This is a genomic window from Gottfriedia solisilvae, from assembly GCF_002128405.1.
Classification (GTDB): Bacteria; Bacillota; Bacilli; order Bacillales; family Bacillaceae_G; genus Gottfriedia; species Gottfriedia solisilvae.
In genome coordinates this window covers 239,443-265,174 of record NZ_NETJ01000005.1, presented here as the reverse complement: position 1 = coordinate 265,174, position 25,732 = coordinate 239,443, and the positions used below count along the sequence as shown (strand labels likewise).

The following is a 25,732-nucleotide window of genomic DNA, read 5'->3' as shown; positions in this document are numbered from 1 at the left end:
GCAATCTACGTATTTTCGTTTAAATAGAAACTTACAAACTAATTCTTCTCTGCTAATTTTTTATGTAAACGAATAATATGTTCAATTAATTTTTGCTCGCTCATTGCTGTCATCAAGTGATCTTGAGCATGGATCATTAATAAAGATTTTTCACAAGGTTCACCATTTAACTCAGCTTGAATTAAAGTTGTTTGAGTTTTATGTGCATAACCAATTTCCTTGTGTGATTCTTTGATTAAACGATCTACTTCTTCAAAATTATTTTTTTCAGCTGCTTCAAGAGCCTCGTATGCTAACGATCTTGCATTTCCACCATGTGAGATAATTTCAAAAATTTCTTGTTCATTATTCATGTTCATTCTCCTATTCTTAACTAAGTTGTTTTTCTTTTAGAAAATAATCCTTTAAAAAAATTTTGGTAAATACGCTTTATGTGCTTGTAATAATTCATCTAATACCATCTTTGCAGCTTCATCACTTGGAACTAAAGGATTTATTGTTAGCGCTAATAAAGCTTTTTCATACGATCCAGTTACCGCAGCTTCAGCACCAACTCGTTCAAAGGATTTAATTTGTTGTACAAGTCCGTTTATTTCAGGTGGCAATTCTCCTATCGAAATTGGAATTGGTCCTTGTTTTGTTACAACACAACTTACTTCAACTGCAGATTCATTTGGTATTCCTTGAATCGATCCATTGTTTCGGACATTTAATACTTGAATATCCTTTTTATCATTATAGATTGATGAAATTAAGCTACATGCTGCATCACTATAATAAGCCCCACCTCGTTTTTCTAGCTGAGGCGGTTTAATTGAAAGATTTTCGTCTTTATATAAATCAAATAACTCATCTTCAAGTCTCTTTACTACTTCTGCTCGAGTTGTACCTGTTTTAAATGCTTCTAATTCTTCATTTAGTATTTGTTGAGTTTTATAGTAATACCTATGATATGGGCACGGTAACACACCTAAAGAAAGTAAAAACTCCTTTTGCCAAGGTAATGGAGCAATATTTTTCATTGTCATTTGAATTTCAGGATTTGCAAGGTATTCTAATACCTTATTCGTTACTTCTTGTCCATCTACATATACATGAAGTCCATAAACCATATGATTTAATCCAGCAAAGTCTATATGAACTCGGTTTAGGTCCACATCTAAAAGTTTGGCAATTGTCATATGCATATTGATTGGAACATTGCATACGCCAACCACTTTTTTATGGTTACTGTAACGTAGCAATGCTTCTGTAACCATCCCAGCAGGATTCGTGAAGTTAATTAACCACGCATTTGGACAATGATTTTGCATTTCTTCTGCAATCTCTAATAGTACTGGTATTGTTCTTAACCCTTTAAACAAACCACCTGCACCATTTGTTTCTTGACCGATCATGCCATGCATTAGCGGTATTTTTTCGTCTTTAATACGAGCGTTTAACTGACCAACTCTCATTTGTGTTGTTACAAAATCAGCATTTTTTAATGCTTCTTTTCGGTTTAAAGTTAAATGAATTTCCATTGGAACGCCGGCTTTTTCGACCATTCGCTTTGCCAGGTTCCCAACTATTTCTAATTTCTCTTTTCCTTCTTCAATATCGACTAACCACAATTCACTGATTGGACATTCCTCGTATCGCTTAATAAAGCCTTCAACCAATTCTGGTGTATAACTAGAACCTCCACCAATTGTTACAATTTTTAGTCCATTACGTTTATTCATAGTAAGTACACCTTCTTTTATAAAAAATATTTTATCAAGAGTTAAATACAACAATGTAACAAGTTATTGTACAGAAAACTAGTAATGAAAAAAATAATGTAAACGATTGTTTCTTATTCTTAAACTTACCTTCAATGAACACAATAATAGTTGTTAAACCAATGCTTAGCCCCAAACTATTTGTGATAAAAAGGGCAAATTCCTTCGTCATCCCAATTAGTTGAAAAACAGGATTAAAGATAAGATTAAAAGCAAGAATAAAGATAAAAAATAGAAAAGCACTCTTATAACTAAAAAAATGGATTTTTTTTGTTGTATCCATGATTCAACCTCTTTCTTAAATTCTAGTAAATAAAGAAAACTCGCCGACTGGCAAGCATTTTAGGCGAAGACAGAGGCGTAGTTGCACTTATACTTGATTCCTAGAATTTGCTTCTACGTCGACTGATTCTTCTTCGCTGCCAATTTATACTTTCTTAATGTGAAATAAAGGAAGTTTGGAGCATCTGTCCCAAACTCCCTTTACTATAATTTTATGATGGAATATTTGCACCATTAGATACTTCAACCGTATTTTCTTGAGCTAATAATTTTTTATCGTACATTTTAAAGAATGGTAAGTAGATCACAATTGATAATGTAATGTTGATGATTACTAAAACAACTGCTCTCCAGTCTCCACCTGTTGATAAGTAAGCTCCAATTGGCGCTGGTAGCGTCCAAGGAACCATTACATAGGTTGGATTAACTAAACCTGCAGTAGTTGCAACGTAAGCAATCGTTGCACCGATTAATGGCGTAATCATAAACGGAATGATTAATACAGGATTTAAAACAATCGGCATACCGAAAATTACAGGTTCATTAATGTTAAAAATACTTGGTACAATTGCTGTTCTTCCTAAAGCCTTAGAATAGCTAGATTTCCCAGCAATTAACATGGCAATCACTAATCCTAAAGTTGCACCTGAACCACCAATCCAGATGAACCATTGGAAGAAAGTTTCAGGAGCTACGTGTGGTAACTGAGATCCAATTTTACCCGCTGCTACAGCTGCAGAGTTGTTTGCTAAATAAACTTCCCAAACTGGACGTGCTACTGCACCAACTACAGACACACCATGAATACCAAATGACCAGAAGAATGTAATTAAAAATACAGGAATTAATACACCTGGTAATGAGTCCCCAGCTTTAATAAGCGGAGCAACTGCTTTATCTACTAGTGAGTGAGTATCAACTTGGAATACAACCGTAATCAAAGTCATTACTGTTAAAACAACTGTTACAGGAATAAGTGCTTCAAAAGAACGTGCTACTGAACTTGGAACTGAATCCGGCATTTTAATCGTAATATTTTTCGTTTTACATAGTCGTAATACTTCGACCGCAAAAATAGACGTGATCATACCAACGAAAAGTCCATGACCACCCATATTAGCCATAGGTAAAACAAATCCTACTTCTTCAACCATTTTTACGCCAGTTGTGAATAAAAACGCTCCACCTGCTAATAGTGCACCAGAAAGTGGGTCTAACTTATAACTTTGAGATAAACTATATCCAATACCAAAAGTTATATATAAGGTCATTATGTACATTGTTAAACGGTATGGAATTAGTATTTCTGCAATATGTTTTGCTGCCCATTCAGCAATTGCAGAGTCAGCTGGCACTGGAGGGAATGCGATAATTAAGAATAAGCTCCCAAAGATGATAAACGGTAACGCAGAAACTACACCATCACGAATCGCACGTAAATGCTTTTGTTCAGATAGTTTTGCCATAGGTGTTGATAGATTGTTTTCTAAAAATGCAACAAACTTATCCATTCTCACTTCTCCTTAATCTAGTAAATTATGATTACCTTATTTAACTAATTCTTGAACTAATTTTAAGAGTGTTGGACCACCAAGTGGGCTATAAGCTTGAGGTGGAATTACCGAGCAAGGTACATTTGCTTCATCTGCAGAAGCTTTAAAGTTATCAAAACGATGTCTTACTTGTGGTGCCACCATAGCAACATCCCATCCATTTTGTACTTCTGAAGCGAACTCTTGTGTACCAACAGCTAAAACTTCCAAGTTTAAACCATTTTTTTCGCCCTCTTTTTTTAAAGCGTTTACAACGATTGCACTAGACATTCCGCCTGCACATACAAATAATACTTTCATCTTTTTCATTCCTCCTAGATCTAGATTGTAAAACTATAAAAATGACAAAATATTGAAAACGTTTTCTATTACCTTATTATATTCTGCTTAAAATAAAATTTCAATCCAATAGTTTAAAAACTGAAATAAAATTTTAAAAAATATTTAAAAAAATATCCATTCTAAAATTTTATTTCAAGTTTTTTTACTAAACCGTTTTAATCATCATCCAATTAAAGCTTGATTTCTTTAAATTGAAACTTGCTCCAAGGATGTAAGAAATCCAATAAGAAAATTTCTTCTTCTGCAATTCGACCAACAACATTTGTTTTACCTGAGTTTTCCATATCTTGAAGTGCTATTTGTAACTCACCTTTATATTGACCGTAAAGTTCATTTTCAATTAATATATCTCCTCTACGAATATTAGGCGTATAAGTGGGTTTAAACTCTTCTGACTTATATTTAACGCGTGATTGAGTTGAACGAATTAAATAATCTGACACATCTCCACGATAAAAATGAAATTCGTCTAAAACGATTTTTTTCTCTAAAGGTGTAATCGTATCATAAAGGTTAATACTCATAGTAAACAAGTCTTTTCCATCATTATTCAAATCGGCAAGCTGTTTAAATTCTTCTTCTGAAGCATATGCATTAGCAATAATGACATCATCAATTAAATTAGAGTAAAATAAATGTTTTGCCTGCGTTACAACTGATAAATTACGATGCATTTCTAATGAGCAAAGTCCTTCTGAAACTGGCCATGGACCATAAGTTGCTGCTTGTGAGTTAATAAATGCCGCTGTACGGATACCATGTTTTTTAAACTCTTCGCTACATTTTACAAAATGTTGATAACTTAATCCTGCGTAGCGATGTGGATAAAAATTATGCGATCCAATTAAATTTGATTGATTTGGTTTATACGCTAATATGTTTTCAAGATATTTTGTTGCATTACTCATATTAATTTCGATTTTTAGTCCATAAGGGTTATATGTCATAATTGATTCTTCGTTTCCTGTAAATCCTAGATCTAATCGAATTCCATATGCACCTAACTCCGCAAAAAAGGATAGGTCATTATAAGAAATACCTAATTTACCAAATACTCGTGGCGCTATATCAACCATTACTTCCATTTCAAGACTATTTGCATAATCAATAATTTCTTTAAATTCTTTCATGATTTGGTCTTGATCACCATCAACTGATAATAAACAAGTAAAAATTCGTTTAAAGCCATATTTATGAGCCAACTTAATATAAGCTTTATCTTTTTCAACCGTTGAATGTTCGGGATAAATTGAGACACCTAATTTTTTCACAATATTTCCTCCTATATGTTCTTTCATGAGTTGCTTTTTTAATAAGGTACAGGTGTTATATTTCCAAGTATCACGGATCTCCCGGCTTTAGTTGCACTAGGTACATTACTTGGAATTCCATGCAATGTTTCATTCGCTAATATCGCAAAAGCAATTGCTTCCTTCGCATCTGAAGAATATCCAATATCTTCTTGGGTACATACTTTACAATCGTTTCCTAATAAATCTTGAAGCATTCGCAATAATGTTTTATTATGGCTACCTCCACCACTAACGATGACCTCATCAATAGACTGCTTTGGAAATATAAATTGTTTATAGTTTTCTGCGATTGATTTAGCTGTAAACATTGTCATCGTAGCCACTAAATCATATGTTGAAACCTCTTTAAATTCTGCCAATATTTGATCTACAAATTGTGATCCGAATAACTCTCTACCAGTAGTTTTAGGTATAGGAGCCAAAATATAAGGTATACTCATACATCTTTCTAGCAATCTCTCATGTACTGTACCTTTCGCAGCCAAATCACCGTTTGCGTCGTAGGGAACATAAAAAAAACGCTTACAAATTTCATCAATGATCATATTGCCTGGTCCAGTATCAAAAGCTACCAATTGATCAACTGTTGCATTTTTAGGTATAACTGTCACATTCCCAATACCACCAATATTTTGAAGTAAACGTGACTTAGATTTGTTTTGGTAAAGTAACAACTCAGAATACGGAACTAAAGGTGCTCCATACCCACCTGCTGCCATATCCATTACACGGAAATTTGAAACGACCTTTGTGCTTGTTTCATAGGCAATGACCGCTGGTTCCCCTAACTGTAGAGTAGATTGAATAAATTGTCCCTCTAATTCAGGTTGATGATAAATTGTTTGACCATGTGATCCGATAAAATCTAATTCTTTTAATGAAAACTGATTTTTTTCACAAATTTGTTTAACAGCATTTGCAAATGCGTACCCTAGCTTAAAATTTAAACTACATAAATGCTGTGCATTTGAAGATTTCAAGGTTATGGCATCTTCAATTTCTCTTAATAAACTTTGTTCAATGGAGATTGTCATAAAATCTATCAGTCTTACTTCTGTCTCAAGACCACTACCCTTTAATTCTACTAAAGCTGCATCGATCCCATCTAGCGAAGTTCCAGACATTAATCCTACTGCAAATCCCAATCATCCTCACTCCTTTTTATTTTTATAACTAATACCTTAAAACAGAAACTGTGTTTTGTAAAAGAAAACAATAACAAAATTGATGTAAGGTAGATTGATAAATGGTGCCATTAAAAGATAATTAAACCAGAATAGCAACAAAAAAAATTTATGTAGATGTCGATTTTTGCCCGTAAATATTTTGTAAATTCACACTAAAATGTATTTTGTTTTTAAAATTAGTGTGTTACGATTCACCTTGTGCTACTGGTTATTTTTACCAAAAAAGGGGGATGCTTTCCATGTCTTGGTTTACAAAATGGGCCTTTAACAATAAAGCGGCCATAACTTTTTTATCAGTTCTCATTTTACTAGTTGGTATCTTAAGCTATGCCAAACTTCCAATGGAATTTTTACCAGCTGCAGACCAACCAGTTGTGTCAGTCATTGTAATGGGGCAAGGTACTGACTCAAAAACAATGGAAGAACAAGTAACAACTCCAATTGAGAACGCAGTGACTGGAGTAAAAGGCAAGAAACATATTTACTCAAGTACTAGTAACGGTTTTTCAAAAATTGATTTGTATTTCGAATCAGGTACAATCATGAAAGACGCAAAACAAGAAGTTCAAGAATCTTTAAGTAACATTAATTTACCTCAAGGTGTAAGTAAACCGACAATCGTTCAACTAAATACTTCTATGATTCCGATCGCTGACGTCTCTGTAACGTTTGACGATGGATTAACTCCAAATAATATCGATTTTGCAAATAAAAAATTAATCCCATTGTTTAAAGACATTAAAGGTGTAGCAAATGTTCAAACTTACGGAACAGAAAAATCATTTGTTTCTGTAAAAATTGATAATGCTAAAATGGCACAGAAGAAAGTATCATTAGAAAGTGTTATGGGTATTCTTCGTGGACAAAATTCAACGATATCAGTTGGAGAGAAAATTATTAATGAAAAAACTAGTAATATAAATGTTGTTGGAAAAATTGATCAACTCGACAAATTGAAAAATCTCACAGTTGGTGAAAATGTAAAATTAAGTGAAATCGCCAATGTAGAAATAAAAAAGCCTGAACAGAATATTACAAGAGTCGATGGTCAGGACGGATTATTGTTAATTGTAACGAAAGATAGCCATTCAAACGCGGTAAGCATTACGAAGGAAGTAAGAGAAGCAACAAAAGAATTAAATAAGAAATATAATAACTTACACTCTTCAGTTATGATTGCAACTGCAGATATGGTAAAAACATCAGTACATGCAATGATTAAAGAAGTATTACTAGGTGCATTGTTTGCAACGATAGTCATCATGATCTTCTTAAGAAATATTCGTTCTACACTGATTACAATTGTATCTATACCTCTTTCATTATGTTTAACATTATTTTTACTATCACAATCTGGAATCACATTAAATGTATTAACATTAGGCGGTGTAGCCGTAGCAGTTGGCCGACTAGTTGATGATAGTATCGTTGTTATTGAAAATATTTTTAGAAGAATGCAAAAGGAAAGTTTCTCAGTAGACATGATTATTGATGCTACGAAAGAAGTTGGAATCGCGATAACAGCATCTACTTTAACGACTGTTGCAGTATTTTTACCAATTGGAATCATCAGCACTGGTCTTGAAGATTTTGTACTGCCATTCGCCTTAACAATCACTTACTCATTATTAGCTTCATTACTTGTTGCACTGACTGTTGTTCCATTATTAGGTGCGTTCTTTCTTAAAAATGCTAAATTACCTGAACATAAACCATCTGTTCGATATAAAAAATTACTTACTTGGTCGTTAAATCATAAATGGGTCGTAATCGTAGTCTCATTACTATTATTCGTAGGATCGATCGGTACTTATTTTGTAATGCCTAAAGGTGCTACAGATAACTCTTCTGCAGACTTTGTACAAACAACATTAACTTATCCTAGCGATACACCAGTAGAAACTGTAAAAGAAAATACACTTAAACTAGAGAAGTTCATCTTAGATCAAAAAGAAGTAAAAGGCGTATTCACACAATTAGGTAGTAATGAAGATGCTGCAAAATATGGAGATGTCCGCTCTCCTACACAAGCAATTTACTATATTACTTTAAAAGATAAAAAGGACACCGATCAGATCGTAAAAAAAATCAATGCTCAAAAGAATGGATATTCTGATGCAGAATTGCTTGCCGCAGCAACTACTATGTTTGGCGGTGCTAAAACACAAGTTACAATAGATATTGTTGGAAATGATCTAAACGCTCTAGAAAAAACAGCAAGTGAAATAAAAACGAAACTAGTAGATATAAATGGTGTTGAGAAAGTAACAACAAATCAAGAAGACAAAAAAACTGTCTATTCATTAGATGTCGATCCTACTAAAGGTAATGTCGAGCAATTATCTGGGCAACTATTTGCTATGCTAAATCGTACACCACTAGGGACAGTTTCGATTAATGACAAATCAACGAACGTTTTTCTTGAACCGATTTTAGAACCAAAATCAAAGAATGATATTAATAATATCCCAGTCATGACGAAAACAGGTATGGTTCCCGTATCATCGATAGCTACTTTAAAAGAAGTGGAAAAACCTACTAATCTATTTCATAAAGATGGCGATACTTATTTAAGTGTAACAGCTGAAGTGAAGCCTAATAAACTATCAGAAATTAATCTAAATATAAACAAAGTTATTTTTGGAGATAAAAAAGCAAAAGGAATGGATATTCCAGATGATGTGAACATTTATATTGGAGGAGCACTTGCTCAGCAATCAGAAGACTTCTCAGATTTATATATGATCATGCTTGTTTCGATTGGATTAGTCTTCCTAATTATGATTATTACATTTAAAACATTCCGTGCCCCTATTGCTATTATGTGCTCGTTACCACTAGCTGCTATTGGCGCTGTTCTTGGTCTAGTTATTAGTCGAATTGCAGTAGAACCAACAGCCCTATTAGGTGCACTTATGCTAATCGGTATTGTTGTTACAAATGCGATTGTATTATTAGATCGCGTAAAACAAAAAGAAAAACACATGATTTTAAGAGAAGCAATCATAGATGCGGCGATTACACGTATGAAACCAATTGTAATGACTGCAGTCGCAACTGTGTGTGCGATGCTTCCACTATTATTTAAAAAAGCAGAAACTGGCAGTCTCGTATCTCAAAGTTTAGCAGTAGTTGTTGTTGGTGGGCTTACAGTCTCAACTCTATTAACGTTAATTGTCATTCCAGTAGTATATGAATTATTACATTTTAGAAAATCAAAAAAACAACGTAACAATAAAGAAACACATAAATCAGCTACTGTCTAAAGTCACAAAAACCAGCTCTTTTATAAGGGCTGGTTTTATTTTTTTTAAGATCAAATGCAGTCTAATATAACAAAAAAATAGCAAAAGAAACATGAACTAAATGCTTCTTTTACTATTGTCTATACTTATAGATACTTTTCATATTTTTGTAGATTAAGCTAAGACAAATTGGTTTGGAAGACTAATAGAAGTTAGAATTTCAACCTCTGTAACCCTATCTTTTGCATATGAAGAGTTATTTAATACCTCGTGGTCAAGATACCCTGGATGGCACATAACTTCGACAGTCTGCCCATCTTGGACTTGTGTTACTATTTTCTCAAAATAGTCATAAGTCGCACCTTCACCATAGAATTCATGAAGAAATACATCACTAAATGGCGGTACACCTTCTATAGCATGATCTGATACTCTTCTTACACTTAGGTTATACTTTTTTGATAGTTTTTGAACAATAGGTAAAAATTTAGGTACAGTATGAACATGGTGATGACTATCGATATGCGTCAATGTCAGCCCTGATTCTAAAAATTTTTCAACTTGTGCTGTCCATTCTCTTTCAAGTTCTTCAAGTGATATATTTGATTCAAGTATGTCACGATTTTTTTTAAAGAATCCGTTTTGATCTACAAGAGTCGGTACATCTGTTAATAGTGGCCTTCCACAAGTGAGAACTAGATGAATTCCAACTTTCAGATTAGGATTTTCTTTCGCTAAATCTACAGCATGACTTACACCTGGCATATTCATCATCATCGTCGTAGAGTTTACGATTCCATTTCTATGAGCTTCAATAATCCCATAATTAATACCTTTTGAATAACCAAAGTCATCAGCATTTACAATTAGTTTAATCATCGAGTTTTCACCTCATTAAAAAATTGAGGTAAATGTGCTTTATGTGCTTCTAACATTTCATCAACAATTTGTTTTGCAACTTTATCTGAAGCAACTAGTGGGTTAATTGTTAACGCAAGGATTGCCTTGTTGTAATCCCCTTCAACGGCTGCTTCACAAGCAACTCGTTCGAACGATTTAATTTGTTGAACAAGTCCACGGACAGCAACTGGTAAATCTCCCATAACAATTGGCTTTGGTCCATCTTTCGTTATGACACAGCTAACTTCTACTGCTGAATCATTTGGAATGCTCGCAATTGAACCATTATTTTTTGTATTAACTGGCTGAATATCACCTTTATCATTATAAATTGATGAAATCAATCGAACTGCAGCATCACTATAATAAGCTCCTCCACGTTTTTCAAGTTGCGGTGGCTTAATTGAAAGATTCGGATCCTTGTAAAGTTCAAATAAATCATCTTCCAATTTCTTAACGACTTCAGCACGTGTGCCATCAGTTTCAGCACTCTTAAGATCCTTTGCAACCATTTCCCGCGTTTTATAATAATAATTATGGTATGGACATGGTAGAACGCCTAATGCACTGATAAATTCTGGCTCCCAACCATATCCTTGAATATTCTTAACAAAGCTCGAATTTTCAGGATGAGTTAAGTAATCGATTACTTTGTCTTTTACACTCACTCCATCTACATACACATCTAATCCATAAACCATATGATTTAACCCGGCAAAATCAATACGAACACGTGAATGTTCTACGTCTAAAAGCTTTGCAATTCCCATTTCCATACCAATTGGAACATTACATAATCCAACTACTTTATGGTGATCTGTATAACGCAGAACAGCTTCAGTCACCATGCCTGCAGGATTTGTAAAGTTAACTAGCCATGCATCTGGACAAAGCTCTTTCATATCCTTAACGATATCTAAAATAACTGGAATCGTTCGAAGACCTTTAAATAAACCTCCTGGGCCATTTGTTTCTTGACCAAGGACACCATATTTCAAAGGAATTCTTTCGTCTTTAGCCCTTGCTTCAAGTAAGCCAACCCGGAATTGAGTTGTTACAAAGTCTGCATCTTTTAATGCGGCTCTTCGATCTAACGTTAAATGAACCTCCACAGGTAGCCCCGCTTTTTGAAACATACGTTTAGCCAAATCACCTACAATTTCTAGCTTTTCTCTACCTTCCTCTACATCAACAAGCCAAAGCTCACGTAATGGTAGTTCATCATAACGTTTAATAAAACCTTCTACAAGCTCTGGTGTATAACTTGACCCTCCACCAATCGTCGTGATTTTAATTGATTTACTCATTATGTAACCTCCTTATGATTGACCATTCATATCCTTACGAAGATCAACAATTTCTCTTGCTAAATCTTTTAAAGTCATTGCTGTCATTAAATGATCTTGTGCATGGATTAGAATAATCGGAATGTCGAAATCCTCTCCTCCAGCTTCAGCTTGAATAAGCTGGGTCTGAAAATGATGTGCTTGACTAAATTCACGATCGGCCTCTGAAAGCTTTTCCTGAGCCAATTCGAAATGTAAATCCTTTGCATCATATATAGCTTCCATTGCAAAGCTTCTAGCATTACCACTATGCAGTATTAATTGAAAGGAAAGGTTGTACAACTCTTCTTTTGTCACCTGAACTCCCGCCTTCTATTAGATTAAAAGATTCATAATGTCAATAACATGCCATAGTGCACTCTCCTGAGACCGGTGAAAAACGCTCGCTTTCTAGCTTGAATGTTGCCGTCCTTCATCTATCTTCGCGACTAGAAAGACAAGCGATTTCATTCAGTCTGAGAATTTTATTTTGTTTAAACACCTAGAGCTTGCCATAGGGCAAGCTCCTGTATTTTATTTTTAGTTAGCTGCTGATTTTTCTGTTTCAAAGTTTTGTTTATCCCACATTTTAAAGAATGGGTAGTAGATTGCAAATGAAACAGCAAGGTTAATTAATTGCATTGCAGCACCTCTCCAGTTACCACCAGTTGCAAGGTATCCACCAATAATAGGAGGAGTAGTCCATGGAATAGCAATTCCTGAAGTCTTTGGCGCAAAGCCTGTGGTCATTCCGATATAAGTTGTAACAACTAATGCCAATGGTGCTAAAATAAATGGCATTAATAACAGTGGATTCATTACAACAGGAGCACCAAAGGTAATTGGTTCATTAATATTGAAGATACCTGGTCCAATTGATAGCCTACCTAATTGCTTAGCATGCTGACTTCGAGCAAATAGTAACATCATGATGGCAAATGCAAATGTCGCGCCAGATCCGCCCATATAAATAAAGATATCAATAAACTGTTGAGTAATAACTTCTGGCATTTCTTTACCAGCTTGTAGTGCTAAACGGTTTGCATCAGTTGCTGCTAACCATATCGGTCCCATAACTCCACCTACGATACTTGCACCATGTAAACCTGTTGACCATAAAAGTTGAATTAACAGAACAGCAATTAATCCACCAACTAAAGTCCCACCTAGAGCTCCTAATGGCTCTTGTAAAAGCTTTCCAACGACATTGTGTAAAGTTTCGAATGAAGTTTTTTCAATCAGTAATCGAATAACCCATACAACAAGGATGACTAAAAATGCTGGGAATAACGCCACAAATGATTTACTTACACTTGGTGGTACACCATCTGGCATTTTAATAACAATATTTTTCTGGATAACCCAGCGATAAATTTCAGTTGAAAATAAGGCAATAATAATGGCAACGAACAATCCTTTACTACCTAAAAAGGCCATCGGTAATACGCCACCAACATGAATTGCAGCATCTGCTCCCTCTGGCGTAAACAATGTAAAATAAGGAGTTGAAAGAATGAAAGCTGCAACTGAAACTGCACCTGCATTTAACGGATCCACCTTATAATGTTCCGCGAGTCGGTAAGCAATCCCGAACCCTGCAATTAGAGCCATAATATCAAACGTAGCATTTACTGGATAAAGTAATTTTGTTAACCAGTCAGCACCAAATGTATCTGCCATAAATTGTGGATAGCTATCTATTGGAATAAAACCTAAAATTAAGAAAATAGATCCAACAATAATGAGAGGCATCGTTAAAATTAGTCCATCACGTAAAGCTTGTAAGTGTTTTTGACCCGCAATTTTGCCAGCAACTGGCATTACCTTCTCTTCTAACATTTGCGTAAATTTGGCCACACTAATCACCCCTATATTGAATTATGAACCTATCAGATTCTTTGCAAATTTTAAAACCTCTGCCCCATTACACATCCCATAATGAACGGGATTAATGGCATCTACTGGAATTCCTTTTTCCTCACCGGTCTTTTTTAATTGAGGAAGCAGGTAACGAACTTGTGGCCCTACAAGTAGGACATCCGCATCTTCAAGGTGATTTTTCACTTCATTTGCACTAACCGCCCAAATTTTAGCTTCAATTCCTTCTAATTTAGCAGCAGCCTCCATTTTGGTAACCAACAAACTCGTTGACATCCCAGCTGCACAACATAATAATATGTTCATTCAATCCCCCCTTTCTCACATTCTGGAAAACGCTTTCAAAAAGTAGCCAAATTATCATTCTCTCTCTATTCCTAGTAAGATAACTAGGTTTTAAATGACCCCTCTCTCTTTTGAAATTAATCTCAATTAATATATATTCACTTTTCAAAATATTAGGACAAATTCAAAATATTTTTTTTTGCTTCACTAACCTATTTCATAAAAATCAATAAGTAAAAATAACTAAAAAACAAAAAAGAGAAATCATAAAATGATTTCTCTTTTACTGTTAATTTATTTTCATCCTTTTAAACATGCATCTGTTGATCTCTTTTTATTTTACGTGAAATTTCTTCGAATGCTCCTGAACCAAACACAACGCCAATCAAAATTAAAACAAATCCAATGATTTGTGTTAACACAATTTTCTCTCCTAAAAAGAGTGCTGCACCAATTAATGAAAAGAACGGATTTAAGTTTATAAAGACAGAAGCTTCAGTCGTTCCAACTTCACCAAGTGCATAGTTATAAAGCATATGACCGATCGCTGTTGCAATGATTGCAGACGAGAAGAAAACTGCCCATATTCCAGTTGAATGATGGAGCATGCTTGCCATTCCATTCGGTTCAACAATTTGACTGATTCCAAATAAAATAATTGATCCCATCACAAGCATATAACCTGTCATTAAGCGTGGGTCCAATGTACTAGAAACCTTTTTAATTAAAACGAAGCTTGCAGCTTGAGCCAAAATTGCTAAGAATACATAGAAATCTCCGTGAGATACACCATGGAAGCCTCCACCGCTTTGTAAAACAATAAATGCAACACCAGCAAATCCAAAAAGCACACCTAAAATCCTTACGAAAGTCAAAACACTACCCAAAAAGAAAACAGATAATAATGCTGTTAAAAGTGGACCCATTCCAAGAATAAGTCCTCCATTAGAGGCTGAAGTTTGAGATAGTCCGATCGATAAAAAATAATGATGTGCGACAACATTAAGCAACATTGCAAAAAAGACGTATTTAAACTCCTTTTTTGTCAGTTTACGAACTTTTTTAAATAAAAATAGAATAATAAAGACACTCATTCCAGCTGTAAAAACACGAAATGCTGTCATCGTAACTGGCATAAAATTTGCCACTAAAATCTTTGTGGCTATAACATTTAATCCCCATACTACCATAATACAAAATAGGATGAGATAAATATGTTGCTTTTTCAACTTCTCCACTTCTTTCTATATAACTATTAATCAAAGAAAAAAGAGATCACCAGAATGATGTTCTCTCGCTTATTCAATGTTAAAAACGGACAGAAAAAATCTTAACTTTTCTGTCAGGAAATTTATTATACGTATCAATATAACACATCTCAAGCTCTCATGAATACGAATTCATCAATAAAATTTTAATTTTTTCTAGGAATATATAATTTACCGCACAAACATAAAATTCATTGTTTCAATTTGAAACAATTACTAAATCATATAATTTTTTCAAATTGATTAAAAATCAAAACTCATTGTAAACCAAAGAAAAAACCTAGAGGAACCTTCCCTCTAGGCTTCGCTTCTTACTATATTCATTTTTAATTAAATCCTACATTTCAACTTTCATTCACATGACTATTCAACCACAAGTCCATAATTGAATCTAATTCATTATTTAAATCTTGTCTTCTACAAAAAAGCTTATTAAGCTCTTCATAATCCATTTGCTCAGCTAACATGGCTAAATCTAACTCTTTAATTTTCGTTTCAAGACTTTCAATTTTAGCTAAAGTTTTAGCCTCGACTACTTCATCTTTAAATGGTTTATGATGAATTATGGGTTTCTTGTTTTTGTCATTATTTTTTTGTGACTCTTTTGTCTCTTGTACATGCTGTATTAATTGTTCCTTTTCATTTCTATAATCATCGTAGTTTCCAAGATAGCTCTTAAAAGTATTGCTCTCAACAGCTATCACTCGGTCTCCGATTTTGTTAATAAAATAGCGATCATGTGAAATAAAAAATATCGTTCCTTTAAAATCTTCAAGTGCTTCTTCAAATGTTTCGATTGATTTTATATCCAGGTGATTGGTAGGTTCATCAAGTATTAGTAAATTTATATCCTGAAAAAGCAGCATTGCAAGCTTTAACCTAATTCTTTCACCGCCAGATAAGTTCTTTACTTTCTTGAAGACACTTTTCTTATAGAACATGAATTTTGATAGATACTCTCTTGCTTTACCTTCGACTATTGAAATATCTTCTCGAAAGCATTCAAGTACAGTGAATTCTTCATTTTTAAACGTTATCTTCTGTGGTAAATATGCCACCTTCACATTCGCACCTAACTCCACAACACCAGTGTCTGGTTGTTCTTCACCTAAAAGCATCCGTAAAAAAGTTGTTTTTCCACTTCCATTTGATCCGATGAGTCCAACTCTTTCACCAAATTGAACCATTAAATTTGTATCCTTAAAGATGACTTTATCTTCATAGCTTTTTGATAACCCTATTGCTTTAATTGTCTCTTTTCCAGATCGTTCCGTTGCTTTAAAATCTAATTTCATATTTTTCTTTTCAAACACCGGTTTGTCAATTCTATCGATTTTATCGAGTTTCTTTTGGATACTGGCAGCTCTTTTAAAGAACTTGTTATTATCAGCTCTCATAGCCCAGTCTCTTAAATCTGTCACAGTCTTTTCCATAGCGTTAATCTTTTTTTGTTGTTCTCTAAAATGCTCAAATTGAATCCTCATATTTTCCTCTTTTTGACTAACAAAGGATGAATAATTCCCCTTATAGGAAATGGCTTCCATGTCCTCTACTTCTACAATTTTATTTACTACATTATCAAGAAAATATCGATCATGCGAAACGATTAATACAATTCCTTTATAGTTCTTTAAATACCCCTCAAGCCATTCGATCGAATCCATATCCAAATGATTTGTTGGTTCATCGAGTAATAAAATATCAGGAACATTAATTAAGAGCTTCCCAAGCACTACTGTCGTTTTTTCTCCACCACTTAATAAATCAAAATTTTTATTTAAAAAGCTTTCACCGAATTTCAGACCTGTGCAAACCTTGCTTAACTTTTCTTCTCGTTCGTATCCTCCCTTAACCTCAAACAGCTGAACTAAGTCACTATATTTTTTTAAAGCTTTTTCCAAAGCTATATCTACCAAATCCCTCATCTTTTCTTCCAATTCACGCATTTGTAACTCAATTGAATCAATTTCCTCAAACGCTAAGTTCAATACATCAATTACTTTTAAACCTTGAGGATATACCGGCATTTGTTCAAGGTAAGCACATGTTGCGCCCCTAGACATGTTTATTAATCCTTCATCGTATCCATAACTCGAGGTTTGAGGATATCCAGGGTAATAATGCATTGGTTCAATTCCTGCGATTAATTTGAGAATTGTACTCTTACCGCTTCCATTTACCCCTACGATTCCGATCTTATCTCCTTCATAGGCTTCAAAGCTTATATTTTTAAGAACAAGTGTAGCGTCCATAAATTTTTTTATTCCATTTAATTTTAATTCAAACATACAAAATTCCTTCTTTCATCCATAATCTTGTTACGCATTTTATGGACAAGATAAAGAAGAACTTCATTACTATTTAATTTTCAAAGCAAAAAAGACCATAAGAAGAGGATTACTTCTTACAGTCTTAACATTCTCATGAATATAATTTTTTTCGCAGTATTTAGCAAATCACGTGCATAAAAAGCACACACTGATGCCGTATACTATAGACCAGGCCTATATATCGGTCCTGATTAGGCATTTCTAATTAGAAATATCCCATAAAATTATAATCTCGATTTTAGTAAGTAAGTTACCTTCTAAATTGCCTTAATTCCATAAAGAGCATAACAAATAAACCTATTTAATCAGGCTAATTTTCACTCAGTACAAAATTCATATTAATTTTTAAATAAATTAATATTAGCAATTTGTTGGTTCCATAAACTTACTTCCCTCCTCGAAATTTTTTATATTATCTCACTTTTCTATTTTTTTGTAAATAGGCGCTAAACAGTCATTTTCCAATTAGAGATTGCTAGCCAATATTCACGTTCTTTATAATCCGGTATTATTTTACCCACAAGTCTCCAAAAAGATCTGTCGTGATTCATATGAACCATATGGCACATTTCATGGACGATTACATATTCAATCACATTTTGGGGTGCCATTGCAAGCCTCCAATTAAATGTTAATTGGCGATTTGAATCACATGTTCCCCAATTTTTTTTACTATCAGTGATACGAATAGCAGAAGGCTTTACTTTAAAATTACTTTGATAATACTTGATTCCACTTTCTACTAATGTTTTACACTGCTGATAATAAAATCGTTTCAGAGCTTGCTTAATCTTTTCATCTTCAAGTTTCTTCACAAATACTCGTAACGTACCGTCTTTAAACTTTACGTAGTCCTGATCCTTGGTTTCGTCTTGAAAAATTTGAATTGGATAGCTATTTCCTAAATAAAGAAACTTTTCACCATACTCATATTCTTTCTTTTGAGGTCCTTCGAAACGGTCCTTCATCTCTTTTGAACTTTCTAAAATCCATGTCCACTTTTCTTCTATTAATTTAATTATGCTCTCTTCTGTTGTCCCTTTTGGCGCACGAACTTCAACATTCCCATAAATATCTATATAAATCCCGATGGATTTACGCTTTTTGAAACTGATCTCAAAACTAATTGATTCACCTAAGTAAGTATGTATCATGACATCACCTTTAGTAACCGTTTATACCTTAATCTACAAACATTTATAACCAGTAAGTTAAAGAACTATTCTACTATTACTGTATCAGCATCCTTATCTTCAAAACAAAGAATGACTGCTCCTTGCTTTGCTATTGTTCTATGAATAACTCCTGCTGGGATTAATAAAGTTTCATTAGGTTTTACAATTGCGGTCACATTATCCTTAAAATCTATTAATCATACACCCTCTAATACCAAAAATAACTCATCTGGGTTTATGACACTGCATCCTTTAAAACGATTTTATTTTTTAAAATCCTATTAGTTTTAAAGTATGTGAATAAATAACATCCTATAATTACGATAACACTACCAATCCCCTGAATCCAGGACAGTTTTTCATCTAATATGAAAAACGCTAAAATGGCAGTGAAAATTGGATTGAAGTTTAAAAAAATACCTGCTGTGATTGCACCGATTTTTTGAACACCAATATTCCAAAAAATCATGCACAGGACTGTCGAGATGACTCCTGTATATAGAATAGATCCAACAAATACAGTATCAACTTTTGTAATCGTGAAATCAGTAAGATTAAAAGGTATAAGAATGATCAATCCAAATACCCCTGAATAAAAAGTAGCCATTATCGGTGATACGGTTTTAGTTGCCCATCTACTGCAAACTGAGTATAATCCCCAAATACACACTGCGATGAGCATAAACACATCACCTACATTAAACTTCAATGAAAATATTAAACTTATATCACCTTTTGTCAGAACAAGTACTACTCCAAAAAATGATAAAAGCATAGAAAATAGTTGTAATACATTTAATCTCTCCTTTAAAAATACGGATGAAAAGATGGCGATTGAGATTGCATTTAAGGTTGAGATCAAGCCTACATTAGTCGCAGATGTCTTTTCCAGAGCCCAAAATTGAAAAAGATTAAAAAGTGCAACACCTGTAATTCCCATAATAATTAATGGAAAGATAGCTTTACGCGGAGGAAAAAACGTCTTTTCTTTCCACAATACCAATGGAAAAAGAAACAAAATTGCAATTGCCCATCTTAAAGTTGTTAAAGTCATAGGAGAAGCATGACCAACAAGTGTTTTTCCAACTACAAAATTTCCTCCCCATATTAAACTAGTTAATAATAACAAAAGCATATAAAATATCGGCACATCCCATTCCTCCACTCAAATTCTTTATCTATAATTCATTTAACCTCAATGAAACTTAATCTTTTAGTTACAATCTTTACATAATTTTATCATTACACTTGAATTATTTTGTATAATGATAAAAATTCAAAATAAAACAAAGTTTCGATATGATATTATTGAATAAAATTAATTTTTTATATAAAAATCGAGCCAATGACGGAATAATTGAAATGGAGTTGATGAAGTTGGAAACTTTCCAAAGTAAAGTGTTAGATGAAGTGGATTTAAAAATATTGGATAAGCTACAAACGGTATCACAAACTAGCAATACTGAATTAGCAAAGTATGTTAATTTGTCCCCACCTGCTACACATGCAAGAGTAAAGAGACTAGAAAGTGAAGGATATATAAAACAACAAGTCGCCATCTTAAATCAAGAAAAGCTTGGTTTTGATTTACTTTGTTTTATTTTTATTAACACAAATATCCATCAAGCAGATGAATTAGCTGTTCTGGAGAAAACATTAGAAGCGATGCCCGAAGTATTGGAGTGCCACTTATTAACTGGGGAGTATGACTATTTATTAAAAGTCGCCAATAAAGATCGAAAAGGCTTGGAGGGCTTTGTTCGAAAACTAAACAAACTTGGCATTACTAGAATTCAAACTAGTTTAGCTTTAAGAGAAATAAAATGTTCTACCACACTGCCTTTAAATATAGGCGAAAAATAAATACTTGCGACAAGTAACTGGGTTCATATGCTAGGTTTTATCAAAAGAAAAAGACATTGCTTAAAGGGCAATGTTTTTTGATCTTTTCTTAAATTAAAGCAGCGTTTGTCATTTTACTCATTATTAGCCCGCTGCGTCATAAATTTCTTTTCAACCTTTTTACCAACAAACCAAAGAATTAAAATAGCAACCAAAACTAAAATCGTTTCCATAGGTTCTTCAATGAAATCATGTAAATCTTGCCCAATGAAACTAATGAGCAACAACGCAACCAGTTTACCCATAGTAAAACCAGATATATAGAAAATCGGTCTGATTTTAGACATGGATGCAAAAATATTAGTGATAAAAGAAGGACAAAATGGGATACAAAACCAGAGGAATACTGGACCAAATCCACTATTATTCAACCATCCCATGCTAGCATTTTCTTTCTTTTTCTGAGGAATAAAGCGATCAATCCACTTTGCACCAGTCTTTTTTAATAAGAAATACATTCCAGTAGTACCTAAAACACTACCCACGTAAGTTGCTAAAAATCCCGTCCAAAACCCAAAAACATTAACGTTAGTGGCGCATATTGCTCCAAGTGGAATAATTCCCAAAAAAGAATCCACAAATGGAATCAGAAAAGCGATTAGAACACCTAGGTTTTCATGTATCCGTACGAAATGTTGTAATTGATGAAATGATATCCACTCGCCAATATGCAATTTCATTTAGGTTCTCCCTTCACTGAATCCATATTAATGATTACTTTTCGTTACTAAACTAGTAAATTCCAAGATAATGATATTTCTCATTTTCTTTTTTTATGCTCTTCTCGAAAATTTTCTTTTATATAAAAAGAACCACATTGTTATTAGAATCGACATCTTGCGAAAGGAATGATAGTTATTTTCCGAACAAATTTTTCCATCTTTTTTGCAAAAAAAAAGACACCCCTTTTTTATTACATTACAAATTTTACAATTGTATCCTTTTCTGTTCAATAATCAAATTTGCTAGATTTATTGTTTACTAAACACATTCATATAAATGTGTCGGATAAATAGGTTCAATCATTTAAACACGTCTGAAAGATCTCCTGCAGAATGAAACAGCAATACAAAAAAAAGAGATGCGAATGACATCTCCAAAGTATCTACTATTGATTCTCACCTGAACCGAATCCGTCACCAAAATTACTATTTTATCTTTGGATAAATAGCATGTTTTATATAGTAAATCAATTCTTCTCCATATTATTAACCTGTTTCCAGGTTCGGACTAATCCTTCTACAATTTCTTCAATAACTACCATATCTTTAAAATATCCTGTATGGCAAAATGGATTCCAACTAGTCAATAGTCCACCAATATTAACTTGTCTATCTTCAGTAACAGCGTCACGATAAGTTTGATCGACGTCTCTTAAAGGATATCCTAACACATCATCTTTATCATAAAAATTAATCCACTCACCCTTCAAACCAGGATAGTATTGTTGAAGCTCTCTTGAAGGAATATTGATCGGGCGGTTAAAATTATGATATCGCAAACTCCAAAGTGGCAGCGCAGTCCCCAAAGAATAAAATAAGGTTAAAGTTTGTCCTTTTTCCAAAGGTGAGGATTTATTGACAATGCACGATACACTATTTCTTTTATATTGCAGATCATAGAAATAATTACTTGCAATAACTGATCCTAAGCTATGTGAAATGACGCATAAAGGAACATCATTTCCAGCTTTACTTGAGATAATATTTAAATGTTTACCAATTAATTCATGTACTCTTTCATAGTTTTGTCTAGAGGTCTCTACTTGTTGGTATGCAATAACATCACCTACATATTGTATAGTGAACTTTCTTAGTCCTTTAAAATCTAGATCGTTCGCCAAAACCACATTTTTATACAGTTTCTCCTCCCTCTCCTCAAAGACAGATGACCATTGTATAGGTTGAAATACTAGATAGGAGGAAGGGTCTGATATGATACATTCTAATTTTCGGGCGAATTTATTCTTAATTAAGACGATCATTTCATCAGCGAAGTCCTGCTTCTGATTCCCCATTCCATGAATAATTGCGATTCCCAGCTTCTTGAACATTTCTTCCCCCCTATTATGCTTATACTTGTCCACACTTTTAACTGATCAGCCCTTTTCAATATTTATATGATTAGGAAATAGAAACGTCATAATTGTTTTAGACGAGGACGACATTACATTATTAGAGGCTACCTCACGTCGCTCTATATTCAAATTGAGTTCTCTTTTTTCGAAGTGTTTCCTTCTTTTTAAAAACATAAATTTAAAATCACAATATAAGAGAAAAGGTTTGGGTAGCTGAGTTCATCCTTCCCTTTTCTCATTTAAAACGATAATTAGAGAGTCATTTCTGAAACTAGCAAACTGTTTAGATTTGAAAAATATCTCCACTAGAAACTTATATAATTAAACAACGCTTGAACCGATGCAGAAATTTTGATTTGACCTTCCTGAATCGGAGTCGTCGATGCACTCAATACAGCTGTTTGCATTGAGTATTGTGGTCTCAGTAATTGAACACTTTCTTCAACTATCCATTCCGGAACGCTATTGATGGTTAAACCTAGTGACTTAGCGATACTTTCCGCTTTGCTTTTTGCATTTAATGTGGCTTTTTGTAGAGCCTCAACATAGTAAGGTTCTGGGTCTGAAACTTCAAAAGATACATTCCTCACAACATTTGCCCCATTTTCTGTTGCAACATCAATCACTTTTCCTACACTAGCGATGTCTTTAACAATAACCTTGAAAATATGGCTTACACGATATCCACGGAATATTTCTTGTGAATCTTGAAAATCAACGATACGATCGATGGAATATGAATAAGTTTCAATATCCTGCTGATTAATCCCTATGTTTTTTAGTGCTTCAATGATTTGATTAGAAATGACCGCATTCTGTTGTTGGGCATTTTGTACTTTCATATCATCGACTATAACACCTAATAATAGAGACGACTGGTTAGGCTTTACAGTAACTTCTCCCTTTCCAGTTACTCTAATTGAGTTATTTACACTATTATTATGACGAGTCGGATAAACTCTTTGATATTGAGGGATTGAATAAGAATATCCCATATTTCTTGGAATTGAGTTTACAGATGAATAAATGTTAATCACTTCCTCTTATAAAATACATCTATGTTTCTGTGCCCAATTATTGTATGCCCTGTATTATTTTTAGGTGAATATCATTACGCAAAAAAAAATTCCATCTCACTAGAGAGACTAGAACTTTCTTTTTTGAGCATAAACAGTCAGAACTATCTCGTAATGCTTTTCGGTAAGGAAGTTTGTCAATTTCCACTCCAGGATGCTCGCTTTCCGTGGAGCGTGCGCTGAGCCTCCTAGGCGCAATGCGCCTGTGGGGTCTCAGTTGTCCTGCTACTCCCACAGGAGTCGAGCACCTTCCGTTCCAATTGACTTCTTGAAAAACTATCTATTTTAAAATTAGAAAAACCGTATTCATAAAGAAGAAAGTATTATATTCCCACTATATATAAAACAAGACTTTTATTTTCCATTTAATACAATTCCTTTTTACATTCTAACCTTCCACAAGAGCTAAGTAATAACTGACTCTTCCATTGAATTCAACAATCAATATATCTTCTCTCTCTTTAGCGCTATATATTTTTGCTCCAATTGGTAAGTTGTTTGCCATTCCATTTTTAAATGATTTATTTGTAGCGTTTGTAGATACTGAGGTAATTTTTCCTACTGATTTGTTCTTTGTCAATTTAAGTTCATTTACCCAATCAATATTGGTTTGATAAATTACCTCTTTCCATTGAAATATGTCAGCGTGTCGATCAAGTCGTAAAATTTCTTCTGCATTTGGATTTTTAGTGGTTACAGTTTTTGTTTCCGTATCGTCACAACTAAATAAACTTAAAGAACAGATGATTCCAGTTAGAATGACTTTATACCTTTTCATATTCACACTCCCTTGTATAGTAGATTTTATATAAATTTCCTTTCTCCTTTAAAATCAAAGTTTAAAAAGTTCAAGATAGATAAGCACTACATATAAACAAACCCAATTAGATCAGCAAACTAAAAAACCAAATCACTTTAAGATTTGGTTTCATTATTTCTATTCTATTTCTAATGTTTCTATAACAATAACGGAATCATTTACAGGTTTATTAACTTTCCCTATTCAGTCCCCTAAGGTGAAGTAAAGAAAATTGCTGGGTCAGAAACGCTGGAGTATAAGGCATGTCATTTTGTAGCCAAGAAATAATCGTACCAATTAAAGCTGAGGAATTGTACCAAATCAAAATGTCTACTTTAATACCTTGGGATAGAAGATATGGGTGACTTTTACTTTCATCAATCTTCGTAACAATCATGTCCTTTAAGAACGACAATAGACGATCTCTAAATATCGGGATTTGCTTTGAGGCAAGAATGATCTTATAGAAATTTCCGTTTTTTGCTATATGCTCAAGTATATTTTCGAGTATTTTCCAATTTCCCTCTCCAGATGATGTATGCCCCACTGCGGGCGTATTTTTAATAACCATTGAAAATTCCTCAATCATATCGTCCGCCATTTTTTCCAACATATCTGGAATATCGCGATAATGAAGATAAAAGGTAACGCGATTGATGGTTGCTCGCTCTGCTAATCGATTAACTGTTATTTTTTTTATATCCATTTCGCCAAGTAGCTCAACAAGTGCATTTTTAATTAATTGTCGTGTACGCAGTATACGAGGGTCTGTTGGAGACTTTTTATTTTCGATCATATCTCTTCATTCCTTTCTTAACAATTGCTATACTACATTTCAAAATGTAACGTCGTATTTTCCACTGATAAACAACAGAGAACTAATTTATGTAAAGTAAATTACATTTCAACTTTTTTTGTAGATTGTCATCACGTTCAATTGTCATTATAATCTCATTTATACAATGTTAATTATACAACATAGTGTAAATTAAATCTATCTAGGATAGACATGAAAGGATGAATGAAATTGAG

The 25,732-nt window shown here is 33.5% G+C and carries 24 protein-coding genes; 2 read left to right on the top strand and 22 right to left on the bottom strand.

The annotated features are described in order from the left end of the window. Positions 1-38: 38 nt before the first annotated feature. From CAB05_RS17415 to anmK, 7 genes are all read right to left on the bottom strand, one after another. A complete protein-coding gene (locus tag CAB05_RS17415) occupies positions 39-359 on the bottom strand; it encodes a PTS lactose/cellobiose transporter subunit IIA (RefSeq protein ID WP_088002188.1) in 321 nt (106 codons plus the stop codon). Between the two features lie 45 nt (positions 360-404). Continuing rightward, positions 405-1,724, bottom strand: a complete 1,320-nt coding sequence (locus CAB05_RS17410) for a 6-phospho-beta-glucosidase (RefSeq protein WP_088002185.1) — start codon at positions 1,722-1,724, stop codon at positions 405-407. A gap of 34 nt (positions 1,725-1,758) precedes the next feature. Continuing rightward, positions 1,759-2,046, bottom strand: coding sequence for a hypothetical protein (locus tag CAB05_RS17405; RefSeq protein WP_088002183.1), 288 nt, complete (start codon positions 2,044-2,046; stop codon positions 1,759-1,761). Between the two features lie 211 nt (positions 2,047-2,257). Next, positions 2,258-3,556 (bottom strand): PTS sugar transporter subunit IIC, encoded by a 1,299-nt coding sequence (locus tag CAB05_RS17400; protein WP_088002180.1) that lies wholly within the window; start codon positions 3,554-3,556, stop codon positions 2,258-2,260. A gap of 36 nt (positions 3,557-3,592) precedes the next feature. Further along, on the bottom strand, positions 3,593-3,898 hold the full coding sequence (locus CAB05_RS17395; protein ID WP_088002178.1) for a PTS sugar transporter subunit IIB: 306 nt from the start codon (positions 3,896-3,898) through the stop codon (positions 3,593-3,595). 212 nt (positions 3,899-4,110) lie between these two features. After that, on the bottom strand, positions 4,111-5,211 hold the full coding sequence (locus CAB05_RS17390) for a DUF871 domain-containing protein (protein ID WP_088002176.1): 1,101 nt from the start codon (positions 5,209-5,211) through the stop codon (positions 4,111-4,113). A gap of 38 nt (positions 5,212-5,249) precedes the next feature. Further along, positions 5,250-6,398, bottom strand: coding sequence for an anhydro-N-acetylmuramic acid kinase AnmK (gene anmK / locus CAB05_RS17385; RefSeq protein ID WP_088002174.1), 1,149 nt, complete (start codon positions 6,396-6,398; stop codon positions 5,250-5,252). A gap of 281 nt (positions 6,399-6,679) precedes the next feature. Between anmK and CAB05_RS17380 the strand changes: the two genes are divergently transcribed. Then, positions 6,680-9,706: an efflux RND transporter permease subunit gene (locus CAB05_RS17380; RefSeq protein ID WP_088002172.1), complete on the top strand. Its 3,027-nt coding sequence runs from the start codon at positions 6,680-6,682 to the stop codon at positions 9,704-9,706. A gap of 153 nt (positions 9,707-9,859) precedes the next feature. On the opposite strand, the gene chbG is transcribed toward CAB05_RS17380, so the two are convergent. The 10 genes from chbG to CAB05_RS17335 all read right to left on the bottom strand — a co-directional run bounded on the left by chbG (position 9,860) and on the right by CAB05_RS17335 (position 19,981). After that, a complete protein-coding gene (gene chbG / locus CAB05_RS17375; RefSeq protein WP_088002170.1) occupies positions 9,860-10,564 on the bottom strand; it encodes a chitin disaccharide deacetylase in 705 nt (234 codons plus the stop codon). After that, on the bottom strand, positions 10,561-11,892 hold the full coding sequence (locus CAB05_RS17370) for a 6-phospho-beta-glucosidase (RefSeq protein WP_088002168.1): 1,332 nt from the start codon (positions 11,890-11,892) through the stop codon (positions 10,561-10,563). The genes chbG and CAB05_RS17370 overlap by 4 nt, the downstream gene beginning before the upstream one ends. Before the next feature lie 12 nt (positions 11,893-11,904). Continuing rightward, positions 11,905-12,228 carry a PTS sugar transporter subunit IIA gene (locus tag CAB05_RS17365; RefSeq protein WP_088002166.1) on the bottom strand — a complete coding sequence of 108 codons (324 nt, stop codon included), beginning with the start codon at positions 12,226-12,228 and terminating at the stop codon, positions 11,905-11,907. 222 nt (positions 12,229-12,450) lie between these two features. Further along, on the bottom strand, positions 12,451-13,767 hold the full coding sequence (gene celB / locus CAB05_RS17360; RefSeq protein ID WP_088002164.1) for a PTS cellobiose transporter subunit IIC: 1,317 nt from the start codon (positions 13,765-13,767) through the stop codon (positions 12,451-12,453). A 21-nt stretch (positions 13,768-13,788) separates the two neighbouring features. Further along, positions 13,789-14,094, bottom strand: a complete 306-nt coding sequence (locus CAB05_RS17355; protein WP_088002162.1) for a PTS sugar transporter subunit IIB — start codon at positions 14,092-14,094, stop codon at positions 13,789-13,791. 287 nt (positions 14,095-14,381) lie between these two features. Further along, positions 14,382-15,311, bottom strand: coding sequence for a DMT family transporter (locus CAB05_RS17350; RefSeq protein WP_308464612.1), 930 nt, complete (start codon positions 15,309-15,311; stop codon positions 14,382-14,384). Positions 15,312-15,685: 374 nt separating this feature from the next. After that, entirely contained in the window at positions 15,686-17,629 is a 1,944-nt protein-coding gene (abc-f, locus tag CAB05_RS17345) for a ribosomal protection-like ABC-F family protein (protein ID WP_088002158.1), read from the bottom strand. Positions 17,630-18,117: 488 nt separating this feature from the next. Beyond that, on the bottom strand, positions 18,118-18,825 hold the full coding sequence (locus CAB05_RS17340) for a M48 family metallopeptidase (RefSeq protein WP_088002156.1): 708 nt from the start codon (positions 18,823-18,825) through the stop codon (positions 18,118-18,120). 65 nt (positions 18,826-18,890) lie between these two features. Further along, a complete protein-coding gene (locus CAB05_RS22515) occupies positions 18,891-19,022 on the bottom strand; it encodes a cupin domain-containing protein (protein WP_371870406.1) in 132 nt (43 codons plus the stop codon). Between the two features lie 59 nt (positions 19,023-19,081). Next, complete coding sequence (locus tag CAB05_RS17335; RefSeq protein ID WP_142283126.1) at positions 19,082-19,981, bottom strand: DMT family transporter; 900 nt, start codon at positions 19,979-19,981, stop codon at positions 19,082-19,084. Positions 19,982-20,217: 236 nt separating this feature from the next. Between CAB05_RS17335 and CAB05_RS17330 the strand changes: the two genes are divergently transcribed. After that, positions 20,218-20,709, top strand: a complete 492-nt coding sequence (locus CAB05_RS17330; protein WP_371870408.1) for an Lrp/AsnC family transcriptional regulator — start codon at positions 20,218-20,220, stop codon at positions 20,707-20,709. A 113-nt stretch (positions 20,710-20,822) separates the two neighbouring features. On the opposite strand, the gene CAB05_RS17325 is transcribed toward CAB05_RS17330, so the two are convergent. The 5 genes from CAB05_RS17325 to CAB05_RS17305 all read right to left on the bottom strand — a co-directional run bounded on the left by CAB05_RS17325 (position 20,823) and on the right by CAB05_RS17305 (position 25,496). Next, positions 20,823-21,428 carry a TVP38/TMEM64 family protein gene (locus CAB05_RS17325; RefSeq protein WP_088002150.1) on the bottom strand — a complete coding sequence of 202 codons (606 nt, stop codon included), beginning with the start codon at positions 21,426-21,428 and terminating at the stop codon, positions 20,823-20,825. 509 nt (positions 21,429-21,937) lie between these two features. Next, positions 21,938-22,801, bottom strand: a complete 864-nt coding sequence (locus CAB05_RS17320) for a PGAP1-like alpha/beta domain-containing protein (RefSeq protein WP_088002148.1) — start codon at positions 22,799-22,801, stop codon at positions 21,938-21,940. A 329-nt stretch (positions 22,802-23,130) separates the two neighbouring features. Continuing rightward, positions 23,131-23,862 carry an SIMPL domain-containing protein gene (locus tag CAB05_RS17315; RefSeq protein WP_088002146.1) on the bottom strand — a complete coding sequence of 244 codons (732 nt, stop codon included), beginning with the start codon at positions 23,860-23,862 and terminating at the stop codon, positions 23,131-23,133. Positions 23,863-24,289: 427 nt separating this feature from the next. Continuing rightward, entirely contained in the window at positions 24,290-24,679 is a 390-nt protein-coding gene (locus tag CAB05_RS17310) for a hypothetical protein (protein WP_088002144.1), read from the bottom strand. A gap of 211 nt (positions 24,680-24,890) precedes the next feature. Then, the gene (locus tag CAB05_RS17305; protein ID WP_088002142.1) at positions 24,891-25,496 is read right to left on the bottom strand and encodes a TetR/AcrR family transcriptional regulator; all 606 of its coding nucleotides are present in this window, start codon (positions 25,494-25,496) and stop codon (positions 24,891-24,893) included. Positions 25,497-25,732 lie beyond the last annotated feature (236 nt).